Annotated in this window: 18 protein-coding genes and 1 pseudogene; 11 read left to right on the forward strand and 8 right to left on the reverse strand. The window is 67.2% G+C overall.

All coding sequences use genetic code 11. The features are described 5' to 3' along the window. Positions 1-276: pseudogene (locus tag ACK5M9_RS15815) on the reverse strand (hypothetical protein); the annotation flags it as partial. Positions 277-767: 491 nt separating this feature from the next. On the opposite strand from ACK5M9_RS15815, the gene ACK5M9_RS15820 reads away from it, so the two are divergent. The 6 genes from ACK5M9_RS15820 (at position 768) to ACK5M9_RS15845 (ending at position 6,192) form a co-directional block, all read left to right on the forward strand. After that, complete coding sequence (locus ACK5M9_RS15820) at positions 768-1,451, forward strand: hypothetical protein (protein ID WP_416894091.1); 684 nt, start codon at positions 768-770, stop codon at positions 1,449-1,451. A gap of 29 nt (positions 1,452-1,480) precedes the next feature. Then, entirely contained in the window at positions 1,481-2,053 is a 573-nt protein-coding gene (gene dcd, locus ACK5M9_RS15825; protein WP_416894092.1) for a dCTP deaminase, read from the forward strand. Positions 2,054-2,088: 35 nt separating this feature from the next. Further along, entirely contained in the window at positions 2,089-2,844 is a 756-nt protein-coding gene (locus tag ACK5M9_RS15830) for a maleylpyruvate isomerase family mycothiol-dependent enzyme (protein ID WP_416894093.1), read from the forward strand. Between the two features lie 11 nt (positions 2,845-2,855). Next, positions 2,856-3,227 (forward strand): nuclear transport factor 2 family protein, encoded by a 372-nt coding sequence (locus tag ACK5M9_RS15835; RefSeq protein ID WP_416894094.1) that lies wholly within the window; start codon positions 2,856-2,858, stop codon positions 3,225-3,227. A gap of 55 nt (positions 3,228-3,282) precedes the next feature. Beyond that, positions 3,283-4,149, forward strand: a complete 867-nt coding sequence (rfbA, locus tag ACK5M9_RS15840; protein ID WP_416894095.1) for a glucose-1-phosphate thymidylyltransferase RfbA — start codon at positions 3,283-3,285, stop codon at positions 4,147-4,149. 63 nt (positions 4,150-4,212) lie between these two features. Next, positions 4,213-6,192 (forward strand): PE domain-containing protein, encoded by a 1,980-nt coding sequence (locus ACK5M9_RS15845; protein ID WP_416894096.1) that lies wholly within the window; start codon positions 4,213-4,215, stop codon positions 6,190-6,192. Positions 6,193-6,431: 239 nt separating this feature from the next. On the opposite strand, the gene ACK5M9_RS15850 is transcribed toward ACK5M9_RS15845, so the two are convergent. The 6 genes from ACK5M9_RS15850 to ACK5M9_RS15875 form a co-directional block, all read right to left on the reverse strand. After that, positions 6,432-7,643, reverse strand: coding sequence for a pyridoxal phosphate-dependent aminotransferase (locus tag ACK5M9_RS15850; RefSeq protein WP_416894108.1), 1,212 nt, complete (start codon positions 7,641-7,643; stop codon positions 6,432-6,434). Between the two features lie 108 nt (positions 7,644-7,751). Continuing rightward, on the reverse strand, positions 7,752-10,685 hold the full coding sequence (locus tag ACK5M9_RS15855; protein ID WP_416894097.1) for a (Fe-S)-binding protein: 2,934 nt from the start codon (positions 10,683-10,685) through the stop codon (positions 7,752-7,754). A 116-nt stretch (positions 10,686-10,801) separates the two neighbouring features. Then, positions 10,802-12,700 (reverse strand): Hsp70 family protein, encoded by a 1,899-nt coding sequence (locus ACK5M9_RS15860; protein WP_416894098.1) that lies wholly within the window; start codon positions 12,698-12,700, stop codon positions 10,802-10,804. 8 nt (positions 12,701-12,708) lie between these two features. Beyond that, positions 12,709-13,455 (reverse strand): hypothetical protein, encoded by a 747-nt coding sequence (locus ACK5M9_RS15865; protein ID WP_416894099.1) that lies wholly within the window; start codon positions 13,453-13,455, stop codon positions 12,709-12,711. A gap of 34 nt (positions 13,456-13,489) precedes the next feature. Next, a complete protein-coding gene (locus ACK5M9_RS15870; RefSeq protein ID WP_416894100.1) occupies positions 13,490-14,065 on the reverse strand; it encodes a hypothetical protein in 576 nt (191 codons plus the stop codon). Between the two features lie 152 nt (positions 14,066-14,217). Next, positions 14,218-15,654: an amino acid permease gene (locus ACK5M9_RS15875; RefSeq protein ID WP_416894101.1), complete on the reverse strand. Its 1,437-nt coding sequence runs from the start codon at positions 15,652-15,654 to the stop codon at positions 14,218-14,220. 498 nt (positions 15,655-16,152) lie between these two features. Between ACK5M9_RS15875 and dnaK the strand changes: the two genes are divergently transcribed. From dnaK to ACK5M9_RS15895, 4 genes are read left to right on the forward strand one after another with little or no spacing between them, the layout of a single operon-like run. Further along, a complete protein-coding gene (gene dnaK, locus ACK5M9_RS15880; RefSeq protein ID WP_416894102.1) occupies positions 16,153-18,033 on the forward strand; it encodes a molecular chaperone DnaK in 1,881 nt (626 codons plus the stop codon). Next, the gene (grpE, locus tag ACK5M9_RS15885) at positions 18,030-18,725 is read left to right on the forward strand and encodes a nucleotide exchange factor GrpE (protein WP_416894103.1); all 696 of its coding nucleotides are present in this window, start codon (positions 18,030-18,032) and stop codon (positions 18,723-18,725) included. Before dnaK ends, grpE begins: the two co-directional genes overlap by 4 nt. A 52-nt stretch (positions 18,726-18,777) precedes the next feature. Continuing rightward, entirely contained in the window at positions 18,778-19,950 is a 1,173-nt protein-coding gene (dnaJ, locus tag ACK5M9_RS15890) for a molecular chaperone DnaJ (protein WP_416894104.1), read from the forward strand. Between the two features lie 5 nt (positions 19,951-19,955). Further along, complete coding sequence (locus ACK5M9_RS15895; RefSeq protein WP_416894105.1) at positions 19,956-20,339, forward strand: heat shock protein transcriptional repressor HspR; 384 nt, start codon at positions 19,956-19,958, stop codon at positions 20,337-20,339. 51 nt (positions 20,340-20,390) lie between these two features. Here ACK5M9_RS15895 and ACK5M9_RS15900 read toward each other — a convergent pair whose 3' ends face one another. Next, positions 20,391-21,563 carry an FAD-binding oxidoreductase gene (locus tag ACK5M9_RS15900; protein ID WP_416894106.1) on the reverse strand — a complete coding sequence of 391 codons (1,173 nt, stop codon included), beginning with the start codon at positions 21,561-21,563 and terminating at the stop codon, positions 20,391-20,393. A gap of 175 nt (positions 21,564-21,738) precedes the next feature. Here ACK5M9_RS15900 and ACK5M9_RS15905 point away from each other — a divergent pair. Next, the coding region (locus tag ACK5M9_RS15905; protein WP_416894107.1) for a Clp protease N-terminal domain-containing protein at positions 21,739-23,064 on the forward strand (1,326 nt) is incomplete at its 3' end.

Raw genomic sequence — 23,064 nt, forward strand, 5'->3', positions numbered from 1 at the left:
CGACGTGAACGAGTAGCGCGAGCCGGACCCAACGCCTTGCGACGCGGCGCGTAGGAACACGCGCAGGGTCTTGGGATCGGTCCCAATCTTGTCGGCGACCTCGCGGGTGGTCAGCTCGATGGCGGTGGGCTTCGGCTTGCGACCGATCGCACGTGATGCAGCGCCCTCGATGGGGGCGGCGTCGCATTCGGCGCATACAGCCATCCCAAGGGCGTCGTTGTGGAACAGCTCGTCGGCGTTGGTGCCGCAGGCCTCGCAGGTGTTCGGTGTGGTCATGGGAGTCTCCTCATCAGGTAATTAGATGACCTTACTAACTGACGATATAAGACTTCGGAGGGGAGTCCAAAATAGTACCTGTGACGTGCGAGGTTGTTGCGTCGATGTTGCAACCGACGTCACCAGACGTGCCCAGGCGACACCAAACGACACCGAACGCTAAACAGGTGAAATACGCAGGTAGACACCGACTTTGAATGCACCTAGGGGTACGTCGCCGGACGTGATCAGGCATCTTGGGAAGCTGATGTTCTGCCATTGAACTACATCGGCGCAGTTGCCCCGAAAGGCTAGCATCGGCCGGCGATCAGCGGCCAGCGGCCGGCGATGGGCGGGGAAATCGGCGTCGACTCGGCCCACTCGGCAGCCCGACGACTCAAATTACATCAATGTAATTAAAAGTTCGAATTATAAAGAAATTCTAAAGGTAAATATAAGAAAACGCCGTTTACCCTTTCGTTATCATTTGTGACCTCGTATTGTGACCCTCCGTGGGCAGGCACAAGTTAGCCAGGAAGCGGCGGCATGCATCAGTGGTGCTGGCTGCGGCCATTGGGCCGGCTGCCGCGCTCTTCGCCGTAGGGGGAATGGTCGGAGCAGACCTCAATCCCGTCGCCGTCGGAACCGACAACGAGGTAGTCGCCACCGCGGCTTCTGCACCCTGCTGTGCCGAAATCGCGCTGGTGCAGACGGCCCCGCAGTTCGACGCGTCTCGCCTGCGCTACAGCTTTGAGGAGATGGCGCCGATTCAGCGAATGCGGGCCGACAGGTCCCGGGCCGACCTCGGTAGCCGGGTCCTTGCCGCCGGTGTCGCTCCGGAGCGGGGCCTGCAGATCAGGACAATTCTTGTTGCCCGCAGCATCAGCTCCCTGTTCCCCGAAATCCAGCGGATCGGCGGGGTCCGTCCGGACGCCCTGCGGTGGCACCCCAACGGTCTGGCACTCGACGTGATGATCCCCGACCCGGGTTCGGCCGCCGGGATCGAACTGGGCAACGCGATCGTCGCGTTCGTCATGGAGAACGCCGACCGGTTCGGCATTCAGGACGCCATCTGGCGCGGCGGTTACTACACGCCGGGCGGTGGCCGTACGGGTGGTAACGGGCATTTCGACCACGTCCACGTCACCACCACCGGCGGCGGTTACCCCCACGGGGACGAGATCTACATCCGCTGATCGGGTCCGCCAGCAGCTAGGCTCGTCGGGTGCTGCTCTCCGATCGTGACCTCAGGGCCGAAATATCCGCCGGGCGGTTACAGATCGACCCGTTCGACGACACCCTGGTCCAGCCGTCCAGCATCGACGTCCGGCTCGATTGCCTGTTCCGGGTCTTCAACAACACCCGCTACACCCATATCGATCCGGCCAAGCGGCAGGACGAACTGACCAGTTTGGTGCAACCCGAGCAAGGTGAGCCGTTCGTACTGCATCCGGGGGAGTTCGTGTTGGGTTCGACGCTGGAGACCGTCGGCCTGGCCGACGACCTGGCCGGCCGGCTGGAGGGAAAATCGTCGCTGGGCAGGTTGGGGTTGCTGACGCACTCCACCGCGGGCTTCATCGACCCCGGCTTCACCGGCCACATCACCCTGGAACTCTCCAACGTCGCCAACCTGCCGATCACCCTGTGGCCTGGGATGAAAATCGGCCAGCTCTGCATTCTCCGGCTGACCAGTCCGTCCGAGCACCCCTACGGAAGTGCCGGGGTCGGCTCGAAGTACCAGGGCCAACGCGGCCCCACCCCGTCCCGGTCCTACGAGAACTTCGCCGGTTCGCCGTAGCCTGGGCGCATCCCGCGGCGAGTAACGTCACCCGGGTGGACTACGCGTCGGCATACCTGGAGCAAACCCGCGCGTTCGGGGAACTGGTTCGAAGCGCCGACCTGTCCGGCCCGGTGCCAACCTGCCCGGAATGGAACATCGGGCAGCTGTTCCGCCATGTCGGGCGCGGTGACCGCTGGGCCGCGCAGATCGTGCGCGACCGGATGGACACCTTTCTGGAATTCCGCAGCGTCGAAGGCGGCAAACCGCCACCGGACATCGATGATGCCGTTGCGTGGCTCAACGACGGCGCCCGGCTCCTGGTCGACGCCGTTGAACTGACCGGCGCGGAGACGCCGGTGTGGACGTTCCTCGGCCCGCGTCCCGCGAGGTGGTGGCCTCGGCGTCGGCTGCACGAGAACGTGGTGCACCGGGCCGATGCCGCGTTGGCCGTCGGAGCCGAATTCGACGTCGACGCGGCCATCGCTGCCGACGCGATCACCGAATTCCTGGAACGCATCGTGATCAAGGCCGCGCAAGACGGTGCCGCATGGCCGCTTGAGGACGCCGACATCATTCACCTGCATGCCACCGATCCGGGGTTGGGGGATGCCGGGGAATGGACGATCGAGCTCGACGATGGTGTCCTGCAGTGGTCCCACCGGCACGGTAAGGGCACGACCGCGCTGCGCGGCGGTGCCGGCGAATTGCTGCTGGCGATGACGCGCCGGATAGCTGTCGCCGATACCGGGATCGCGATGTTCGGCAGCGAAGCCGTATGGCGCAGATGGCTGGACAGGACGCCCTTCTAGACTTACCGGTCATGACGACTTCGGAGATCGCCACCGTGCTGGCGTGGCACGACGCCCTCAACTCCTCCGACATCGAGACGCTGGTCGGCTTGTCCAGTGACGACATCGAATTCGGGGATGCCCATGGAGCCGCACAGGGCCACCAGGCGCTGCGCAGCTGGGCCCGTTCGCTGACCGCCTCCGCGCAGCTGGGCCGGATGTATGTGCACAAGGGGATTGTGGTGGTCGAGCAGACGATCAGCGGCACCGACCCGCAAACGGTGACCACCGGCGCCTCGGCGTTCCGCGTCGTCCGCGATCACGTCACCTCGATATTTCGCCACGAAGACCTGGCCTCGGCGTTGGCCGCGACCGAACTCACCGAAGGCGACCGGGTCGACTGACGCCCACACCGACTAGGGCCTACGTCGCCCAAGGCCTACTCCGAAGGAGCCAGCTATGCGCGGGATCATCCTGGCCGGGGGTTCGGGAACCCGGCTGTATCCGATCACCATGGGGATCAGCAAGCAATTGCTGCCGGTGTACGACAAGCCGATGATCTACTACCCGTTGACCACGTTGATGATGGCGGGCATCCGCGACATCCTGATGATCACCACGCCCCACGACGCACCGGGATTTCACCGGCTGCTCGGCGATGGAGCACAGTTGGGGATCAACATCACCTACGCGACCCAGGAAAATCCTGACGGTCTGGCCCAGGCCTTCGTGCTGGGTGCCGATCACATCGGCAACGACCCGGTGGCACTGGTGTTGGGCGACAACATCTTCTACGGCCCCGGTTTGGGAACCAGCCTGAAGCGTTTCCAGACCATCAGTGGTGGAGCGGTTTTCGCCTACTGGGTGGCTAATCCGGCGGCCTACGGTGTGGTGGAGTTCGATGCCGCCGGGATGGCGGTCTCACTGGAAGAGAAGCCGGCGACGCCGAAGTCCCACTATGCGGTGCCCGGCCTGTACTTCTACGACAACGACGTGGTCGAGATCGCCAAGGGATTGAAGAAGTCTGCGCGCGGCGAATACGAGATCACCGAGGTTAACCGGATCTACCTTGACCAGGGTCGGCTTGCGGTCGAGGTGCTGGCGCGCGGGACGGCGTGGCTGGACACCGGAACCTTCGATTCGCTATTAGACGCAGCCGATTTCGTCCGGACGCTGGAACTCCGGCAAGGCCTGAAGGTCAGCATTCCCGAGGAAGTTTCCTGGCGGATGGGCTGGATCGACGACGCACAATTGGAAGAGCGCGGTTCGGCGCTGCTCAAGTCCGGGTACGGCGGCTATCTTCTGGAGTTGTTGAAGCGCGACTGATGCCAGTCGGCTAGAAGATTCCGGCTGGTCTGGGAGCACTGAAAGAAGACAGGGGAGTCCGCGGTGTCGCACCTGGTTGCCGTACCGGAGTTGTTGTCCTCGGCGGCGGCGGGTGTGGCCGATGTCGGGTCGTCGGTCGGTGCGGCGAATATGGCGGCGTCGGTGCCGACGGGTGCGGTGGCGGCGGCTGCCGGCGATGAGGTGTCGGAGGCGGTGGCGGCGCTGTTTTCCTCCTATGCCCGGGAGTATCAGGCGATTGGCGCGCAGGTGTCGGCGTTTCATGGCCGCTTTGTGCAGGCGCTTCAGGCTGCGGGTGCGGGGTATGCGGCGGCGGAGACGGTCAATGCCGGGCCGTTGCAGGTGGTCGCCGATGGCGTGCTGGAGGTGATCAATACCCCGACGAATCTGTTTTTGGAGCGGCCGTTGATCGGTGACGGTGCCAACGGTGCGCCGGGGACCGGGCAGGCCGGTGGAGATGGCGGGATTTTGTGGGGCAATGGTGGTTCCGGTGGTTCGGGTGGGTTGCTGGGGCAGACCGGTGGGCGCGGGGGTGACGCGGGGTTGATCGGCGATGGTGGTGTCGGGGGCACGGGTGCTCTTCGGAGTGGGGCCGGGGGTGCCGGTGGTACGGGTGGGTTGTTGTGGGGTAACGGCGGGGCCGGGGGTGTCGGGGGTATCGGTGGTGGGCCGAGCCCGGCGGGCATCGGCGGGGCCGGTGGCCGGGCGTGGTCGTTCTTCGGTGTCCCGGGTGCGACTGGGAGTGCCGGGGCCTATTACCCGAATCTGAACGTGTTGTCTGCGCAGGAGGCGGCCCTGCTGAATTTGGACACCCCGGATGCGAATTTCCTGTTGATCGGTGTGGATGGGACGAATCTGGCGAGCATTCTGGCCGATCCGGCGGGGACCCCGAATTTCCATGCGTTGATGAACCGCAGTGTGACCTCGGCGTCGACGATTGTCGGGCACACCTCGATTTCGAATCCGTCGTGGACGACGATTCAGACCGGGGTGTGGGGTGAGACGGCCGGGGTGTCGAACAATGTGTTCACGCCGTGGACCTATGACGATTGGCCCACGGTGTACAACCAGCTGGAGGCGGCCTACGGCGACCGGGTCAACACCACCGTCGTCGCCAACGGCGAGGGCACTGTCAGCGGCATCAACACCCGGATCGCCGGGGCCGGTGCCTACCCCGCGGACAACATCGAGTTCGTCCCGCAGGTCGCCGGCGACACCAATTGGCTTGCCACACAGGATCTTGTCGGCCAAAAAACGCAGGCGGCGATCCTGGCCGCTGACCCGGCCAAGGGCAACTTCATCTTCGCCGCCTTTGCCGGTACCGACAACGTCGCGCATGCGTTCGGCGGGGATTCGCCGCAGTACACCGCGGCCATCCAGAACCTGGACGCCAACCTCGGCTCCCCCGGCGGCGGTGGCCTGCTGGGTGCGGTGGCCGCGTGGGAGGCCGCAAATGGGGAGCAGTTCTCCACGCTGGTGGTCACCGACCACGGCGAACTCGGACCCGCCCAGATCGGCGGCATCTCCCACGGCTTCCAAACGCCGCGGGAGACCGCGACCTTCCTCATTTTCGACCAGGCCGGCAACGATGCCCGGGACGGCTGGATCAACAATGCGTGGCAGATCGTCAGCGCGACCCCGACGATCATGGACCAGTTCGGCATTCCGACGCTGCCGTATATGCAGGGTGCTCCGCTGACGTCCTCGGTGTTCGACGGCACCTATGTCGATCCGGGCGCGAACCTGTTCAGTGCGCTCAGCGCCGACTTTGCCGCCCAGGGCTATCCCGATATTGCGACCACGGCGGCGCTGGACTCGCGCACGATCGCGGCCACGATTCCCTACTTGGTCTACGACCCGATACAGGGCATCGTCGACGCGGTGCCAGATTTCCTGCGGCTACCGGCTTCGTGGTTGGGTGCCGGGGTCTACCAATTACTGAACATGCCCGCGCAGGTCTGGGTCCGGCTCACCGGGGTGACCGGCAACGCGATCATCCCGCCGGTGCTCAACCCGTTCGCGTAAAGGAGTCGTTCGCGAGCGTAACGTGGTTGCGTTTTTGGGCGCTGGTTTTCGCGCTGGCGTTACGCTCGCGGGATCGGGTGGGTGCGGGGTGGGTGCGGGGTGGGTGCGGGGTGGGTGCGGGGGCGGCGGTGACTCGTTCGCGAGCGTAACGTGGTTGCGTTTTTGGGCGCCGGATTGCGCGCTGGCGTTACGCTCGCGGGATCAGACCGTCGCTGCACCCGGCGGGCAGCGGGCGGCAACTACTGCCGGTAGCCGGCCAGGAAATTGCCGAGTCGCTCGATTGCCGAGGTCAGATCGCGCGACCATGGCAGTGTCACCAGGCGCAGATGATCCGGTGCCGGCCAATTGAATCCGGTGCCCTGGGTGACCAGGATCTTCTCCTGCAGCAGCAGGTCGAGGACGAGCTGTTCGTCGTCGTCGATGTCGTAAACCTCGGGGTCCAGGCGCGGGAACGCATACAGTGCGCCCATCGGTTTGACGCAGGACACCCCGGGAATCTCGTTGAGCTTGCGCCACGCGACATCGCGCTGTTCGAGCAGCCGCCCGCCGGGTAGCACCAGGTCGTCGATGCTCTGGTGGCCGCCGAGTGCCACCTGAATTGCGTGCTGAGCCGGGACATTCGGGCACAGCCGCATATTGGCCAGCAGGTTGATGCCCTCGATGAAGCTGCGGGCGTGATCCTGGGGTCCGGTGATGGTCAGCCAGCCGGCCCGGTAGCCGGCGACACGGTAGGCCTTCGACAGGCCGTTGAAGGTCAGGCACAACATGTCCGGTGCCAGCGAGGCCAGGTTGACGTGCTCGGCGTCGTCGTAGAGGATCTTGTCGTAGATTTCGTCGGCGAGCAGCAGCAGTTGATGCTTGCGTGCCAATTCAACTATCTGAGTGAGGATTTCGCGACTGTACACCGCACCCGTCGGGTTGTTCGGGTTGATCACCACCAGCGCCTTGGTGCGTTCGGTGATCTTGGACTCGATGTCGGCGATACCGGGTTGCCAGCCTTGGGTTTCGTCGCACAGGTAGTGCACGGGGGTGCCGCCGGCCAGGGAGGTCGACGCCGTCCACAACGGATAGTCCGGTGCCGGGATCAATACCTGGTCCCCGTTGTCCAACAGGGCCTGCAGGGTCATGGTGATCAGCTCTGAGACCCCGTTGCCCAGGTAGACGTCGTCGACGTCGAACCGGGGAAAGTCGGGCACCAGTTCGTAGCGGGTGACCACCGCACGACGGGCCGGCAGGATGCCCTGCGAGTCGGAGTATCCCTGGGCGTAGGGCAGCGCCTGGATCATGTCGCGCATGATCACGTCCGGCGCTTCGAAGCCGAACGGGGCGGGGTTGCCGATATTGAGCTTCAGGATCCGGTGGCCTTCGGCTTCCAGCCGGGTGGCGTGCTGGTGTACCGGGCCGCGGATCTCGTAGAGGACGTCCTGAAGCTTCGACGACTGCGCGAACATGCGCTGCCGGTGATGACCGGCGGCGTGTACGGGCAGATGGTGGGTGGTCACACCACCTATGCTCTCACCGTTGTCCAACCGAATTTGCTGATCGGTGTCAAACCGTGATCAGCGCTTGCCCGGCGGACGTGCGCCCGGCGCCATTCCCAGGCCCTTGACGGGTGCCGACGGTGGTGCCGCGGCGGGTTCGGACTTTGCCTCCGGTTTGGCCTCGGGTGCGGCCTCGGCCTCGGGCCCGGTGGGTGCGGCAGGCCCGGTGGGCCCGGCAGGCGCGGCAGGTGCGGCAGCGGGGCTCTTCTTGGCCCCCGGGCGCCGAGCGCCTGCGGCCATGCCGAGCCCCTTGACGGGCGCGGCGGGCTTTGCCGGCTCTGCGGGTGCTGAGGGTGCAGCGGGCGCCGGAGCCGCGGCGGGTGCGGCAGGGACCTCGGCCGCGGGCGTAGCTGCCGCCGTAGGGGCCGCGGCCTTCTTGGCCCCGGGACGTCGAGCGCCCGCGGCCATCCCCAGCCCCTTGGCCGGGGGTGCGGCGGGCTTGGCGGGCTCTGCCGGCGCCTCAGCCTCTGCCGTCGCAGGCGCCGCAGCCTCGGCCGCGGGCGCGGCCGCCGCCGTCGGGGCCGCGGCCTTCTTGGCCCCCGGCCTCCTGGCGCCGCCGGCCATGCCCAGGCCCTTGACCGGCACCGCCGCGGCCGGCTTGTCCGCGGGTTCGGCCGGCGCCACCGTGACGGCGGCGGCTTGCGGGGCCTCGGCAGGCGCTGCGACCGCCCCAGCCGCGGCAGCCTTGGGCGCGGCCTTGTCGGCCTTGGCCGCCCGCTCCTCGGCCTCCTTGGCCGCCGTCCCCTTGGCAGGCAGCTTCGCGTTGTCGCGGTCGAGAGATCCGAGCAGGACCTGGGCCACATCCAGCACTTCGACGCCGCTGCGGCCGGCTTCTTCCTGGCGGTCGTTGACGCCGTCGGTGACCATCACCCGGCAGAACGGGCACGCCACGGCGACCGCGGCGGCGTTGGTGGCCAGCGCCTCGTCCACGCGGTCGTGGTTGATGCGCTTGCCGATGTGCTCTTCCATCCACATGCGGGCGCCGCCGGCGCCGCAGCAGAAGCTGCGCTCGGCGTGCCGGGGCATTTCGGTGAGGGTGGCGCCCGCGGCACTGATCAGCTCGCGCGGGGCCTCGTAGACCTTGTTGTGCCGGCCCAGGTAGCACGGGTCGTGGTAGGTGATGTCCTGGGAAACCGAGGTGACCGGCACCAGCTTCTTGTCGCGTACCAGCCGGTTGAGCAGCTGGGTGTGGTGCAGCACGGTGTAGTCGCTGCCGAGCTGCCGGTATTCCTTGCCCAGGGTGTTGAAGCAGTGCGGGCAGCTGACGACGACCTTGCGGTCGACGGTCTGAACGCCTTCGAAAACCCCGTCCAGCGACTCGATCGCCTGCTGCGCCAGTTGCTGGAACAGGAACTCATTGCCCGAGCGCCGCGCGGAGTCGCCGTTGCAGGTCTCGCCTTCGCCGAGCACCAGGTACTTCACCCCGGCGATGGACAGCAGTTCCGCGACGGCCTTGGTCGTCTTCTTCGCCTTGTCCTCGTAGGCGCCTGCGCAGCCCACCCAGAACAGGTATTCGTAGCCGTCGAAGCTCTCGACGTCCTTGCCGAAGACGGGAACGTCGAAGTCGACCTCGTCGATCCAGCTGGTGCGCTCGGATGCGTTCTGGCCCCACGGGTTGCCCTTGTTCTCCAGGTTCTTGAACAGCACGGACAACTCCGACGGAAACTCCGACTCCATCATCACCTGGTAGCGCCGCATATCGACGATGTGGTCGATGTGCTCGATGTCGACCGGGCACTGTTCGACGCACGCGCCGCAGGTCACGCAGGACCAGAGCACATCGGGGTCGATGACGCCGCCTTGCTCGGCGGTTCCGACCAGCGGGCGGGCCAGCTGTTCGGGTCCGTGCCCGGGGACGCGGCCGAAGCCCGATTCGGGAACGTGATGGCCGTCCTGCTCGACGGTCGAGAAGTCCAGGCCCTCCACCGGGTCCGCGGATTTTTCGCCCAGGATGTATGGGGCTTTCGCCATCCAGTGGTCGCGCAGGTCCATGATGAGCAGCTTGGGCGAGAGCGGCTTGCCGGTGTTCCAGGCCGGGCACTGGGACTGACAACGGCCGCACTCGGTGCAGGTGGCGAAGTCCAGCATGCCCTTCCAGGTGAAGTCCTCGATCTTGCCGCGGCCGAACTCCGCGTCGTCCGGCGGGTTCTCGAAGTCGACGGGCTCGCCGCCGGACTCGACCGGCAGTAGCGGCCCCAGGCCGTCGGGCAGCCGCTTGAAGGTGACGTTGATCGGTGCCAGGAAGATGTGCAGGTGCTTGGAGTGCAGCACGAGCAGCAGAAAGGCGAGCATGATGGCGATGTGCAGCAGCAGCGCCGATGTCTCGATGATCTCGTTGGCCGGTTGGCCCAGTGGCGCCAGGATCTTGCCGAATAGCTGCGACAGGAACGCCCCGTTGCCGTAGGGCAGCGTGCCGTTGTTCACCGCGGAGCCGCGGACCAGGGCGTAGGTCCAGATCACGTTGAAGATCATGAACAGCACCATCCACGCGCCACCGTTGTGCGAGCCGTAGAACCGGGACGCTCTACCGATTTCGCGAGGGTTCTTCCTGATGCGGATGATCGCGAACGTGATGATGCCCACCAGGACGGCGACGGCGAAGAAGTCCTGTAGGAAGCCCAGTGCGTCCCAGCGGCCGATGATCGGCAGGTGGAAGTCCTCCTGGAACAGCAGTCCGTATGCCTCGATATAGACGGTGAGCAGGATGAAGAAACCCCACATGGTGAAGAAGTGGGCGAGGCCGGGAATCGACCACCTCAGCAGCCGCCGCTGCCCGAGTACCTCGGAGATCTGCGTCCAGATACGAGCGCCGAGATCGTCGGTGCGCCCGGATGCCGGCTGTCCGGAGGTCGTCAGCTTGTACAGCCACCAGACTCGCTTCACCGCGAACAACCCGACGAACGCGGTCATACCCATTCCGACGAGGAGTCTGATGAGCATATTGGTGGTCACGGACGATCACCCCAATTCGTGTCGCAGCGATGTCGAAGTGCTCCAGCGCGTCTTTGCTACCTGCTCAATCTGCCCATACTGACACCTTGGGCCATCTTTGCGCGAGACAGGCTTACCTAAGTTTGCGGGGTGATCGTCGCCGGCGGCGCCACCGTCGTGGCCGGGGGAGTCAGTGTCGTCGGGGCTGCCGTCGGTGCGGACGATGTTGTGGCCGGGGGCGCCGTGGTGGTTGGAGCTGTCGTGGTGGTGGGGCGCGTCGTCGGTTGGGTCGTCGTCGGTTGGGTCGTCGTCGGTTGGGTCGTCGTCGACGGGGTGGCCGACGTGCTTGGGCCGGCGGTGGTCGTGGTGCCCGGAGTCTGCGTGGTCGCCGAAGTCTGGGTGGTGGCCGGAGTCTGGGTGGTGACCGTGACCGGCGGCGGGGTGATCACGGTCTCGGTCGGGCGGTTGTCCGGCCCGATGACGGTGGTGGTCACCGGGGCCGGCCGCGACGTGGTGACGGTCGGCCTGGTCGTGGAGGTGTGCCCCATCGTGACCGCCAGCGCCAGGGCGAGGAATGCGGCACCGGCAGCACCGGTCAGGCCGAACAGGATGGCGGGCCGCTGGTACCACGGGGGCACTTCGGATTCATCGCCGTAGTCGGCGGCTCCGGTGTAGTCGGTGGGGCGGGTGTAGTGGGTCGGTCCGGTGTAGGGGACCGGGTCCTCGCCGGTTCCCGAGTCCTGGGACCAGGCCAGAGCATGATCGACCGAACCCGCGCGGCCGACCCCGCGGTTCAATGCCTCGGTCGGCACCGCGCTCGTCGGCGGGGCGGCGGCTGCGGTGGTGGCTGCCTGGGTGGCCGGGTCGATCGCGCCGGTGACCACGGTCGCCGCGTCGGGAGGAGTCGGCCGCCGACCGAGCGCAGCCGCACCGACGGCCGCACTGACCAGGGGTTCCGGCGCGGTGATGACAGGCGCCTGCAAACGTTCGCTCAGCCGTGCGGTGACCAGCGGTATTGCGGCGCCCCCGCCGACAGTCGCGATCGCGGCAAGACGCGGAACGTGGTTGCGCCGCAGCACTTCTCCGATGGCCAGGATCAGTCGGTCGAGTGGCGCCGCGAGGATCTGCTCGAACTCGGCGCGTGACAGGTGTCGGTCGTCGGCAACACCCGGGGCACCCGGGGCACCCGGGGCGGCCGGGGGGGCCGGGGTGGCCGGGGTGCCGGGAGCACCCGGGAGGCCCGATATCGGGCCCGTCACCGCGGCCGTGGACAGCAGCTCCTTGGCGGACCGGCATGTCGAGAGCATCCGGGTTACCGAGCCCATCGACGTCGCGGTGCCGGACGCGTCGGTCCCGTCGATACCCGGGGACGCCGTCAGCAGATGATCCAGGATGAGTTGGTCGATGCCGTCACCGGAGAATTCGCTGTGCCGGAATGTGCTGTCGATCTGCCGCAGGCCGGCATCCGCTTCGGCCAGGGTGATGCTGGTGCCGCCGGCGCCGAGGTCGCACAGGGCGACGACGCCGCTGCGCGGGAAGCCGGGCTGGAGTTGCAGTGCGGCCAGAGCGGCGGCGGCATCTGATATCAGCGCCACCGGCCCGCCGTTGGCGGCAAGGTCCGGCTGCGCGAACAGCTCCTGACGTAAGGCGTCGACCTGGTCGTCGGACCAGTACGCGGGGACCGCGATGGTGGTCGGTGTTCCGTAGCCCACGATGCGTGCCATCGCCTCGAGTGCCTCAATGGTGACTGCCTGGCCCAGGTACCTGGTGCCGTCGGCGGCCACCAGCGGAGCCGGATCGCCGACCAGTTCGACGAATCCCCGCAACACCAGACCGGATTCGGCGTGGCTCGGGTTCTCCCCGGGCAGGCCGACTTCGGAGGGCCGGTCGTCGAACAGCGTCACCACCGGGGTTCGGGCGATTGGGACGCGGCCCGGGCGGGCGGCGACCAGGTTGGCCACCCCGATCGACAACCCGAGGGGCTCGGTCCCGGCCGGGCGCCCGGCTCCGGGGTCGGTCTGACCGCCGGTGGTCACGGCCTCACCTATTGCCGATAGGCCTGCCCCAGTGAGGGCAGGTTCGGCGGCAGCGTGATCGTCGGGCCGTTCGGGATCGTGATCGTCGAAGGTATAGGGGGTAGCTCGGGTAGGTCGGGTAGCCGGAAGCCCGGCGAAGGCTTATTGGTCGTCTGGGCCGGCTGGCTCCCGGGCGGGTTGACCGGCGGAGCTTCGGTGGCCGCCGTGCTCGGCGCGGCTGTCGTCGCCTCCGTGCTCGGCGTCGTTGTCGTCTCCGTCGTTGGTGTCTCCGTCACGGTGGTCGTTGCCCGAGTGGTCGAGGTTGTCGTGGGGGCCGGGCCGGTGTCGTCGTCGCCGCCGAACAGTTGCTTCGCGCCGTAGCCGATAACAGCGAGCAGGATCAACACGGCCAGCAGCCAGCCGATGAGCATCGCGGGCCGTTGGTACCAGGGGCGGGGGTCGTCGGTGTCGGGTTCGCCGGGTTCGACCGGGTAGCCGGGGTGGCCTGCATCGGGGAACCCCGATTCGGCCTGGATCTCCGCGGTCGGCCGGTACATCAGCGACGGGTCGTCCTGCGGGTACGGCGGGTAGGGCGGCGGACCCGGTGGAGGCCCCGGTGGAGGTCCCGGCGGACCCGGTGGCCCATAGGGCGGTGGGCCGGGCGGGGGTCCCGGCGGCGGGCCGTACCGGGGCGGCCCCTGCTGCGGGTGACCCTGTGGGCCGCCGTGTCGGGGAGGCTGGTCGTTGAAATCGCCGGGCGGGTCGTAGCGTGGCACAGAGCTGATCGTATCGGCCCCGCGGCGACTTGGTTCAGAACGTGTCGACGTTCTCGATACTGACGAACATGCCGTGGCCGGTGCGATTGTTCTTGAACCGGGTGCCGTCCGGGCCGGCCACGATCGTCCAGCCCTGTGCGTCGTAGGTCATGTAGTCCAGGGCGACGGTCGGGATCGCCCCGAGATTGCCCAGGACCCACTGCACGGTGCCGCCCGCGGTGATGTGCACACCGTTGGTGTGCTCGCCATCCTGCATCGGTGAATCGGTGAACGGCGCCTCGCAGCCGACGCTGTCCTTGTTGATCTGGCAGCGTGTCCGACCGGATTTGGTTTCGATGAAGACGTATCCGTCCTCGTCGGGGTCCAGCGGTATGGCACCGGGGACCTGGCTCGGCTCCGGTCCGGGCGTGCTGTCGGGAGGCTTCGCCACGGGTGTCGAGGTATCGGGGGCGGGAACTGTCACGCTGGGGCGCGGCGTCGGAAATGTGGGTTCGGGGGGGCCGTGGCCGCCGGGAGAGGCGATCGGGTGGCCGTCGATCACCGTGCTGCACCCGGCAATGAGCGCAGCCGCGGCCAGCAGGTTAAACCCTGTCTTGGGCAAGAACCGCACGCGTTTCCCCTGGAATCGGAAATATCAAGAGGCCAGATTACGCACGGATGCCCGTAGACGAGGGCCGCGAGGCCCTTTTGGGACGGCGCCGACGGCAAAGTGTTACCACGCGTTGTTCATGCCGGGACGCGATTTTTGAGCCGGTAGCCCGGTCAGTGCGGGGGTTGCGAATCCCCGTCGGACTCGGCGGCGGCGGCGGCTGCCCGCACCCGGTCGCGGACCACGAACCATCCGCCGATCATTGCGGGTACACCCAGCAGCATCGCGGCTTGCAGCCAGCGGCCGTAGTCCGCGTCGAACATCATCAGGACCAGCACTGCCGCCAGGAACGCCAGGGTGAGATAACCCGTGTACGGCGACAGCGGCATCCGGAACGCCGAGCGTTGCAGCCGGCCGGCTTTGGCCAGCCGGTGGAACTGCAATTGGCAGGCGACGATCGTCGCCCACGCCACGATGACTCCGGTCGCCGCGATGTGCAGCACGATCTCGAAGGCCTGGCTCGGTTTGATGGCGTTGAGTGCGATGCCGAACAGGCCTATGCCGGCGGTGAGCAGGATCCCCCCGTAGGGGACGCCGTTCTTCGACATCGGTGCGGCGAACCGGGGTCCGCTGCCGTTGATCGCCATCGAACGCAGAACCCGGCCGGTGGAGTAGAGGCCGGCGTTCAGGCTGGAGAGCGCGGCGGTGAGCACCACCAGGTTCATCAGGCTGCCGCCGCCGGCGAATCCGACCTTGGAGAAGAACGTCACGAACGGGCTCTCGTGTTCGTGGTAATCGGTATAGGGCAGCAGCAGGGCCAGCAGAACCGTCGACCCGATGTAGAAGACAGCGATCCGGAACACCACCGAGTTGATCGCCCGCGGCATGATGCGCTCGGGTTCGGCGGTTTCCCCGGCCGCGATGCCGACCAGTTCGACGGCGGCGTAGGCGAACACCACCCCCGCGGCGACCAGGACCAGGGGCAACAGGCCGGTGGGAAACAGTCCGCCGTGATTTCGCAGCATCGACCACCCGGTGTCGTGGCCGTCGACCTTGAAGCGCCCGGCCAGGAAGACCGTGCCGACGACCAGGAATGTCACCAGCGCGAGCACCTTGACCAGGGCAGCCCAGAACTCCAGCTCGCCGAACAACTTGACCGAGATGAGGTTCATCGACAACACGACCAGCAGCGCGATCAGCGCGAGCAACCATTGGGGAACGATGTGCAGCGCCGGCCAGTAGTGGCAGTAGTGGGCGATCGCGGTGGTGTCGACGATCCCCGTCATCGCCCAGTTCAGGAAGTACATCCAGCCGGCGACGAAAGCCACTTTCTCGCCGAAGAATTCGCGGGCGTAGGACACGAACGATCCCGATGACGGGCGGTACAGCACCAGTTCGCCGAGCGCCCGGAGAATGAGGAATACGAAGCCTCCGCAGACGGCGAACACGATGAACAACCCCGGCCCCGCCGAGGCGAGCCGCCCCCCGGCGCCGAGGAACAGGCCGGTCCCGATGGCGCCCCCGAGGGCGATCATCTGCAGCTGCCGGTTGTTGAGGGACTTGTGGTAGCCGGCGTCTTCGCGGCTGAGCGCGCTTTCAGGGGATGTCATCCAGCTCCGTGTCGCCGCGGGTTGCGCATGTCGCCGCGGGTTGCACAGTGCGCCGCGAGATTGCGTGCCAGGCTATCCCACTGCGGGGCCACCTGCGGTTCGGCATCCGGCTGTGCCGACCCCGACCATCCGATCCCGCGAGCGTAACGCCAGCGCGAAATCCGGCACCCAAAATCGCAGCCACGTTACGCTCGCGAACCCCCACAAACGTTGGCGTCGACTGTGAGCCCGGGGCGGGATCTGAGGCGAATTCTGCGCCCTGGGCTCACAGTGAAAGCCCTGACGTCACAGTCAACGCCCTGGGCTCATACCCCGACCGCACCCTCGACTGTGAAGAGCCGGTTTGACAAGTTCGGCCGCTTCGGTAACATGGCCAATAAGTTGAGTGATACAGACTCAAGTCTGATTTGACGCCGGGGATTCGGCTGAGGCATTCTTGAGCGAAGTTCACTCAGCATAGCGAAATGGACAAGCTCTACAGATTCAGGAGGAAACACCATGGCTCGTGCGGTCGGAATCGACCTCGGGACCACCAACTCCGTCGTCGCGGTTCTCGAAGGCGGCGAACCGGTCGTCGTCGCAAACTCAGAAGGGGCGCGTACCACGCCGTCCGTCGTCGCGTTCGCCCGCAACGGCGAAGTGCTGGTCGGCCAGCCCGCCAAGAACCAGGCGGTGACCAACGTCGATCGCACCATTCGTTCGGTGAAGCGGCACGTGGGCACGGATTGGTCGGTGGACATCGACGACAAGCAGTACACGGCTCCGGAGATCAGCGCCCGGGTGTTGCAGAAGCTCAAGCGCGACGCCGAAGCCTACCTCGGTGAGGACATCGCCGACGCGGTGATCACCGTGCCCGCCTACTTCAACGACGCACAGCGTCAGGCGACCAAGGACGCCGGCCAGATCGCCGGCCTCAACGTGCTGCGCATCGTCAACGAACCGACCGCGGCCGCACTCGCCTATGGGCTGGACAAGGGTGAGAAGGAACAGACCATCCTGGTGTTCGACCTCGGTGGCGGCACCTTCGACGTCTCGCTGCTGGAGATCGGCGAGGGCGTCGTCGAGGTGCGGGCCACCAGCGGCGACAATCACCTCGGCGGCGACGACTGGGACGAGCGTGTCGTGCAGTGGCTGGTCGACAAGTTCAAGGGGACCAGCGGTATCGACCTGACCAAGGACAAGATGGCGATGCAGCGGCTGCGCGAGGCCGCTGAGAAGGCCAAGATCGAGTTGTCCTCCTCGGGCAGCACCTCGATCAACCTGCCGTACATCACCGTCGACGCCGACAAGAACCCGTTGTTCCTCGACGAGCAGCTCACCCGGGCGGAGTTCCAGAAGATCACCCAGGACCTGCTGGACCGCACCCGTAAGCCGTTCCAGTCGGTGATCGCCGACGCCGGCATCTCGGTGGGCGACATCGATCACGTGGTGCTCGTCGGCGGTTCGACCCGTATGCCGGCCGTCACCGAGCTGGTCAAGGAGATGACCGGCGGCAAGGAACCCAACAAGGGTGTCAACCCCGACGAGGTTGTCGCCGTGGGTGCCGCGCTGCAGGCCGGTGTCCTCAAGGGTGAGGTGAAAGATGTTCTGCTGCTTGACGTCACGCCTTTGAGCCTGGGTATCGAGACCAAGGGCGGCGTGATGACCAAGCTCATCGAACGCAATACCACGATCCCGACCAAGCGCTCGGAGACGTTCACCACCGCCGACGACAACCAGCCGTCGGTGCAGATCCAGGTGTTCCAGGGCGAGCGGGAGATCGCCTCGCACAACAAGTTGCTCGGCAGCTTCGAGCTGACCGGTATCGCCCCGGCGCCGCGCGGTGTGCCGCAGATCGAGGTCACCTTCGATATCGACGCCAACGGGATCGTGCACGTCACGGCCAAGGACAAGGGCACCGGCAAGGAGAACACCATCCGCATCCAGGAGGGTTCGGGCATCTCCAAGGAGGAGATCGACCGGATGATCAAGGATGCCGAGGCGCACGCGGACGAAGACCGCACGCGCCGCGAGGAAGCCGACGTGCGCAACCAGGCCGAATCGCTGGTGTACCAGACGGAGAAGTTCATCGCCGAACAGCGGGATGCAGCCTCGGAGTCCGGCGGCTCCAAGGTTCCCGAGGACACGCTGAGCAAGGTGGAGGCGGCGGTCAAGGAAGCCAAGGCGACATTGGGCGGCGACGACATCGGCGCCATCAAGTCGGCGATGGAGAAGCTGGGTCAGGAGTCCCAGGCACTCGGCCAGGCGATCTACGAGGCCGCCCAGGCCGAGGGTGCCGCGGCCGGCGGCGACCAGCCCGGCGGCGGCTTCGACCAGGCCGGTGGGGCCGACGATGTGGTGGACGCGGAGGTGGTCGACGACGACCGTGAGTCCCGGTGACCGGCGGTGGTCAGGACACCCCCGGGGAACCGGTGACGGTGACCGACAAGCGGCGCGTCGACCCGCAGACCGGTGAAGTGCGCAGCGGCGCCCCCGGCGCTGGAGCAGATCCAGCGCCGGGAGGCGTCGGGCCGGCCGGACCCGGCGAGACACCCGAAGGCGCGGGCAAGGCCGCGGAGTTGCTGGCCGACCTGCAACGGGTGCAGGCGGACTTCGCCAACTACCGCAAGCGGGCGTTGCGCGACCAGCAGGCCGCCGCCGACCGGGCCAAGGCCGCCGTCGTCACCCAATTGCTCGGTGTGCTCGACGATCTCGACCGGGCGCGCGTCCACGGCGATCTGGAGTCGGGGCCGATGAAGTCGGTCGCCGACAAGCTGGCGACGGCGCTGACCGGGATCGGGCTGAGTGCGTTCGGCGTCGAGGGCGAGGATTTCGACCCGGCGCTGCACGAGGCCGTGCAGCACGAAGGGGATGGCGGGCCGGGCTCCATGCCGGTGATCGGCACCGTCATGCGCCGGGGCTACCAACTGGGTGAGCAGGTGCTGCGGCACGCCATGGTCGGTGTCGTCGACACGATTGCCCAGAGTCCCGCGGCACAACGCGGCGACGAGGGCGCCCCCGACCCGCTGCAGAGCATCCTCGACTCTGAACCGGCCGGAACCGGAGACGACGGCGAATCCCCGGTTGACTAGGCCGCAGAATCGACAGACCGCAGAATCGAACGGTGGACGGAGGTGACGCAACATGACCCAGCGTGAATGGGTTGAAAAGGATTTCTACAAGGAGCTCGGCGTCCCCTCCGGCGCCAGCGCCAAGGACATCAAGACCGCCTACCGCAAGTTGGCGTCGGATCTGCATCCGGACAAGAATCCGGCCGGCGCCGAACGGTTCAAGGCGGTCTCGGAGGCCTACAGCGTCCTGTCCGACGACACCAAGCGCAAGGAGTACGACGAAACCCGGCGGCTGTTCGCCGGCGGCGGCTTCGGTGGCCGGCGATTCGACACCGGTGGTTTCGGCGGTTTCTCCGGAGGCGGCGGTGACGGCGCCGAATTCAACCTCAACGACCTGTTCGATGCCGCCGGCAAGGCGGGCGGCGCCAATATCGGCGACCTGTTTGGAGGCTTGTTCGGGCGCGGTGGCAGCGCCCGGCCCAGCCGACCGCGACGCGGCAACGACCTGGAGACCGAGACCGAACTCGATTTCGTCGAGGCCGCCAACGGTGTGGCGATGCCGCTGCGGCTGACCAGCCCGGCGCCGTGCACGAATTGCCACGGCAGTGGCGCGCGGCCGGGTACCAGCCCTAAGGTGTGCCCGAGCTGCAACGGTGCGGGCGTGGTCAACCGCAACCAGGGTGCGTTCGGTTTCTCCGAGCCGTGTACCGAATGCCGGGGCAGCGGCTCGATCATCGAGCACGCGTGCCAGGAGTGCAAAGGCACCGGAGTGGCCACCCGCACCCGCACCATCAATGTCCGGATTCCGCCGGGCGTGCAGGACGGGCAGCGGATCAGGTTGGCCGGGCAGGGTGAAGCCGGGTTGCGCGGCGCACCTTCGGGGGATCTGTACGTCACCGTTCATGTACGACCGGACAAGGTCTTCGGCCGGGACGGCGACGATCTCACCGTCACCGTTCCCGTCAGCTTCAGCGAATTAGCGTTGGGCTCAACACTTTCGGTGCCGACGCTGGACGGCAAGGTTGGCGTCCGAGTGCCGAAGGGCACCGCTGATGGCCGTATCCTGCGGGTCCGCGGACGCGGCGTGCCCAAACGTGGCGGCGGCAGCGGCGACCTGCTGGTCACGGTCAAGGTGGCGGTGCCGCCGAATCTGGAGGGCGAAGCTCAGGACGCGCTTGAGGCCTATGCCGCGGCCGAGCGCTCCAGCGGTTTCGACCCGAGGGCCGGATGGGCGGGCAATCGATGATGGCCATGCGTCCGAACCGAAAAGGGGAATCCCGCACCTTTCTGATTTCGGTGGCGGCCGAGTTGGCCGGCATGCATGCCCAGACGCTGCGCACCTACGACCGCATCGGACTGGTGAGCCCGCAGCGCACCGCGGGTGGTGGGCGGCGCTATTCCGAGCATGATGTTGACCTGCTGCGCGAGGTGCAACGCCTGTCGCAGGACGAAGGCGTCAACCTCGCGGGCATCAAACGCATCATCGAGCTGACCAACCAGGTCGAGGCCCTGCAGTCGCGCCTGAAGGAGATGGCCGACGAGGTGGCGGCGTTGCGGGCCAACCAGCGCCGGGAGATCGCGGTGGTGCCCAAGAGCACGGCGCTGGTGGTCTGGCAGCCGCGCGGGCGTCGTTAGCGGCCCCGGTGCCCGCGGGCCCGCTGGCCCGCCGGGCCGCTGGCCCGCGGTTCAGCGGGAGAGCGGATCGTGCTGAATACGTTCCGGCGGGGCGCCTTTGGCGATCAACGCGGCGCTGGTCGCCTGCACCATCGCGGGTCCCCCGCTGATCAGGATCTGCCGGTCCCCCCAACTGCCGTACTTGGCGATGACGTCGGGTAGCCGGCCGGTCTGGCGCACATGCAGTCCGCGCGGCGGGGTCGGGTCGGGGTACCCGGCGGCCCAGGCGGGGTCGCGGTGGTATTCCGACACCGGTGAGACCGAGAGCCAGGGGTTGTGGGCCGCGAGCTGCCACAGGGTCGGCAGGTCGTGGAGCTCGCACGGGTAACGGGCACCGTAGAAGAGGTGCACGCGCGGGTTGTCGGCGAACCGGGTGAGGTCCATGATCAGTGCCCGCAGTGGGGCCAGCCCGGTGCTTCCGGCGACCATCAGCACGTCTGCGCCGTCGCGGTCCACCTGGAGGTTGCCGTGCGGGCCGGACAGCCGCCAGCGATCGCCGGGCCGGGTTTCGGTGACGATGGCGGTGCTGGCCAGGCCGCCGGGCACCACTCGGACGTGGAATTCGATCCGGCCGTCGGGGTCGGCGGGGATGGCGGGGGACAGGTAGCGCCAGCGGCGTGGGCACTGCGGGATCTGGACGTTGAGGTACTGGCCGGGGTGATACGGCAGCGCGCCGTCCAGCTGCAACCGGACGACGGCGAGGTCTCGGGACACCCGGATGTGTTCGATCACGGTGCCGTCCCACCAGGCGGGGGTGTCGTCGGAGTCCGCGGCCCCGCTCATCACCCCGGTGAACAGGTTCAGCGACTGGTCGGCGGCCCGCGCGACGGCGTCTGACCACGCGTGGCCGAGGTTGGTGCGCAACGTCGAATACAGCGTGCGGCGCAACGAGTCGTACTGGCTGGGTCGCACACCGTACTTGCGGTGGTCGCGGCCCAATTGGGCCAGGAAGGCGACCGGTTCGTCGGCGCGCTGGGCCGCGAGTTCACCGTAGAGCCAATGCATGGCGTGCGCGAAGGAGTTTCGCGCGCCGTGCATGTCCGGCGGGAACAGGTCGCGGACGGAGTTGTCGTGGGCGAACCAGTCGGTGAAGAAACGGTGGACGAGTTCGTTGGACTCACCGGAGTCCTGCCCGGCGAAGGCGGCGCGCAATACCCGCAGCGCATCCCGGTCGTCGAGGCCCACAGGCCCCGATCCTAGAGCGCCGCCGGATCGTGCTGGGGGGCGTCGCGAAGTCCGCATAAGTTGAGCGGAATAGACTCAACCTTGACGTGGTTGAACTTCACGACGAGATTTTTGGACTACCGACCTAAACACTACCTTTCCGAGCGAACACTCGACTACCCCGAACGGAGGCGGCGTGGACTCATTCAACCCGACGACCAAGACGCAGGCGGCCCTGACGTCGGCGCTGCAGGCGGCGTCGGCGGCCGGCAATCCCGAGATCAGGCCGGCGCACCTACTGATGGCGCTGCTGACCCAGAACGACGGGATCGCCGCACCGCTGCTGGAGGCCGTCGGTGTCGAGCCCGCCGCGATCCGCGCCGAAGCCGAGCGCCTGATCGGCCGGCTGCCCCAGACCAGCGGCTCCAGCACCCAGCCGCAGCTGTCCCGCGAATCGGTGGCGGCCATCACCACCGCGCAACAGCTGGCCACCGAGATGGACGACGAGTTCGTCTCCACCGAACACCTGATGGTCGGGCTGGCCACCGGGGATTCCGACGTCGCCAAGCTGCTGACCGGTCACGGCGCGTCGCCGCAGGCCCTGCGGGAGGCGTTCGTCAAGGTGCGTGGCAGCGCCCGCGTCACCAGCGCCGATCCCGAATCCACCTACCAGGCGCTGGAGAAGTACTCCACCGACCTGACCGCCCGCGCGCGCGACGGAAAGCTCGACCCGGTGATCGGGCGCGACAACGAGATCCGCCGCGTGGTGCAGGTGCTGTCCCGCCGGACCAAGAACAATCCGGTGCTCATCGGCGAACCCGGCGTCGGCAAGACCGCGATCGTGGAGGGCCTGGCCCAGCGCATCGTCGACGGCGACGTACCCGAGAGCCTGCGCGACAAGACCGTCGTCTCCCTGGACCTCGGTTCCATGGTCGCCGGCGCGAAATACCGCGGCGAGTTCGAGGAACGCCTCAAGGCCGTGCTCGACGAGATCAAGGACTCCGCCGGGCAGATCATCACGTTCATCGACGAGCTGCACACCATCGTCGGCGCCGGTGCGACCGGTGAATCGGCGATGGATGCCGGCAACATGATCAAGCCCATGCTGGCCCGCGGTGAGCTGCGGCTGGTCGGCGCCACCACACTCGACGAATACCGCAAATACATCGAGAAGGATGCGGCGCTGGAACGGCGCTTCCAGCAGGTCTTCGTCGGCGAGCCGTCGGTGGAGGACACCGTCGGCATCCTGCGCGGCCTCAAGGATCGCTACGAGGTGCACCACGGGGTGCGCATCACCGACTCGGCGCTGGTGGCCGCGGCCACCCTGTCGGACCGCTACATCACCGCGCGCTTCCTGCCGGACAAGGCGATCGACCTGGTCGACGAGGCCGCGAGCCGGTTGCGCATGGAGATCGACTCCCGGCCGGTGGAGATCGACGAGGTCGAGCGGCTGGTGCGCCGGCTGGAGATCGAGGAGATGGCGCTGGCCAAGGAGGACACCGCCCAGGACTCCGCCCACCAC

The organism is Mycobacterium sp. (genome assembly GCF_047975165.1).
Taxonomy (GTDB): Bacteria; Actinomycetota; Actinomycetes; order Mycobacteriales; family Mycobacteriaceae; genus Mycobacterium.

Coding starts and splice junctions, on each gene's coding strand:
- ACK5M9_RS15875 (WP_416894101.1), bottom strand. CDS start 15,654: ATGACATCCCCTGAAAGCGCGCTCAGCCGCGAAGACGCCGGCTACCAC.
- dnaK (WP_416894102.1), top strand. CDS start 16,153: ATGGCTCGTGCGGTCGGAATCGACCTCGGGACCACCAACTCCGTCGTC.
- dnaJ (WP_416894104.1), top strand. CDS start 18,778: ATGACCCAGCGTGAATGGGTTGAAAAGGATTTCTACAAGGAGCTCGGC.
- ACK5M9_RS15835 (WP_416894094.1), top strand. CDS start 2,856: ATGACGACTTCGGAGATCGCCACCGTGCTGGCGTGGCACGACGCCCTC.
- ACK5M9_RS15850 (WP_416894108.1), bottom strand. CDS start 7,643: ATGTTCGCGCAGTCGTCGAAGCTTCAGGACGTCCTCTACGAGATCCGC.
- ACK5M9_RS15895 (WP_416894105.1), top strand. CDS start 19,956: ATGCGTCCGAACCGAAAAGGGGAATCCCGCACCTTTCTGATTTCGGTG.
- rfbA (WP_416894095.1), top strand. CDS start 3,283: ATGCGCGGGATCATCCTGGCCGGGGGTTCGGGAACCCGGCTGTATCCG.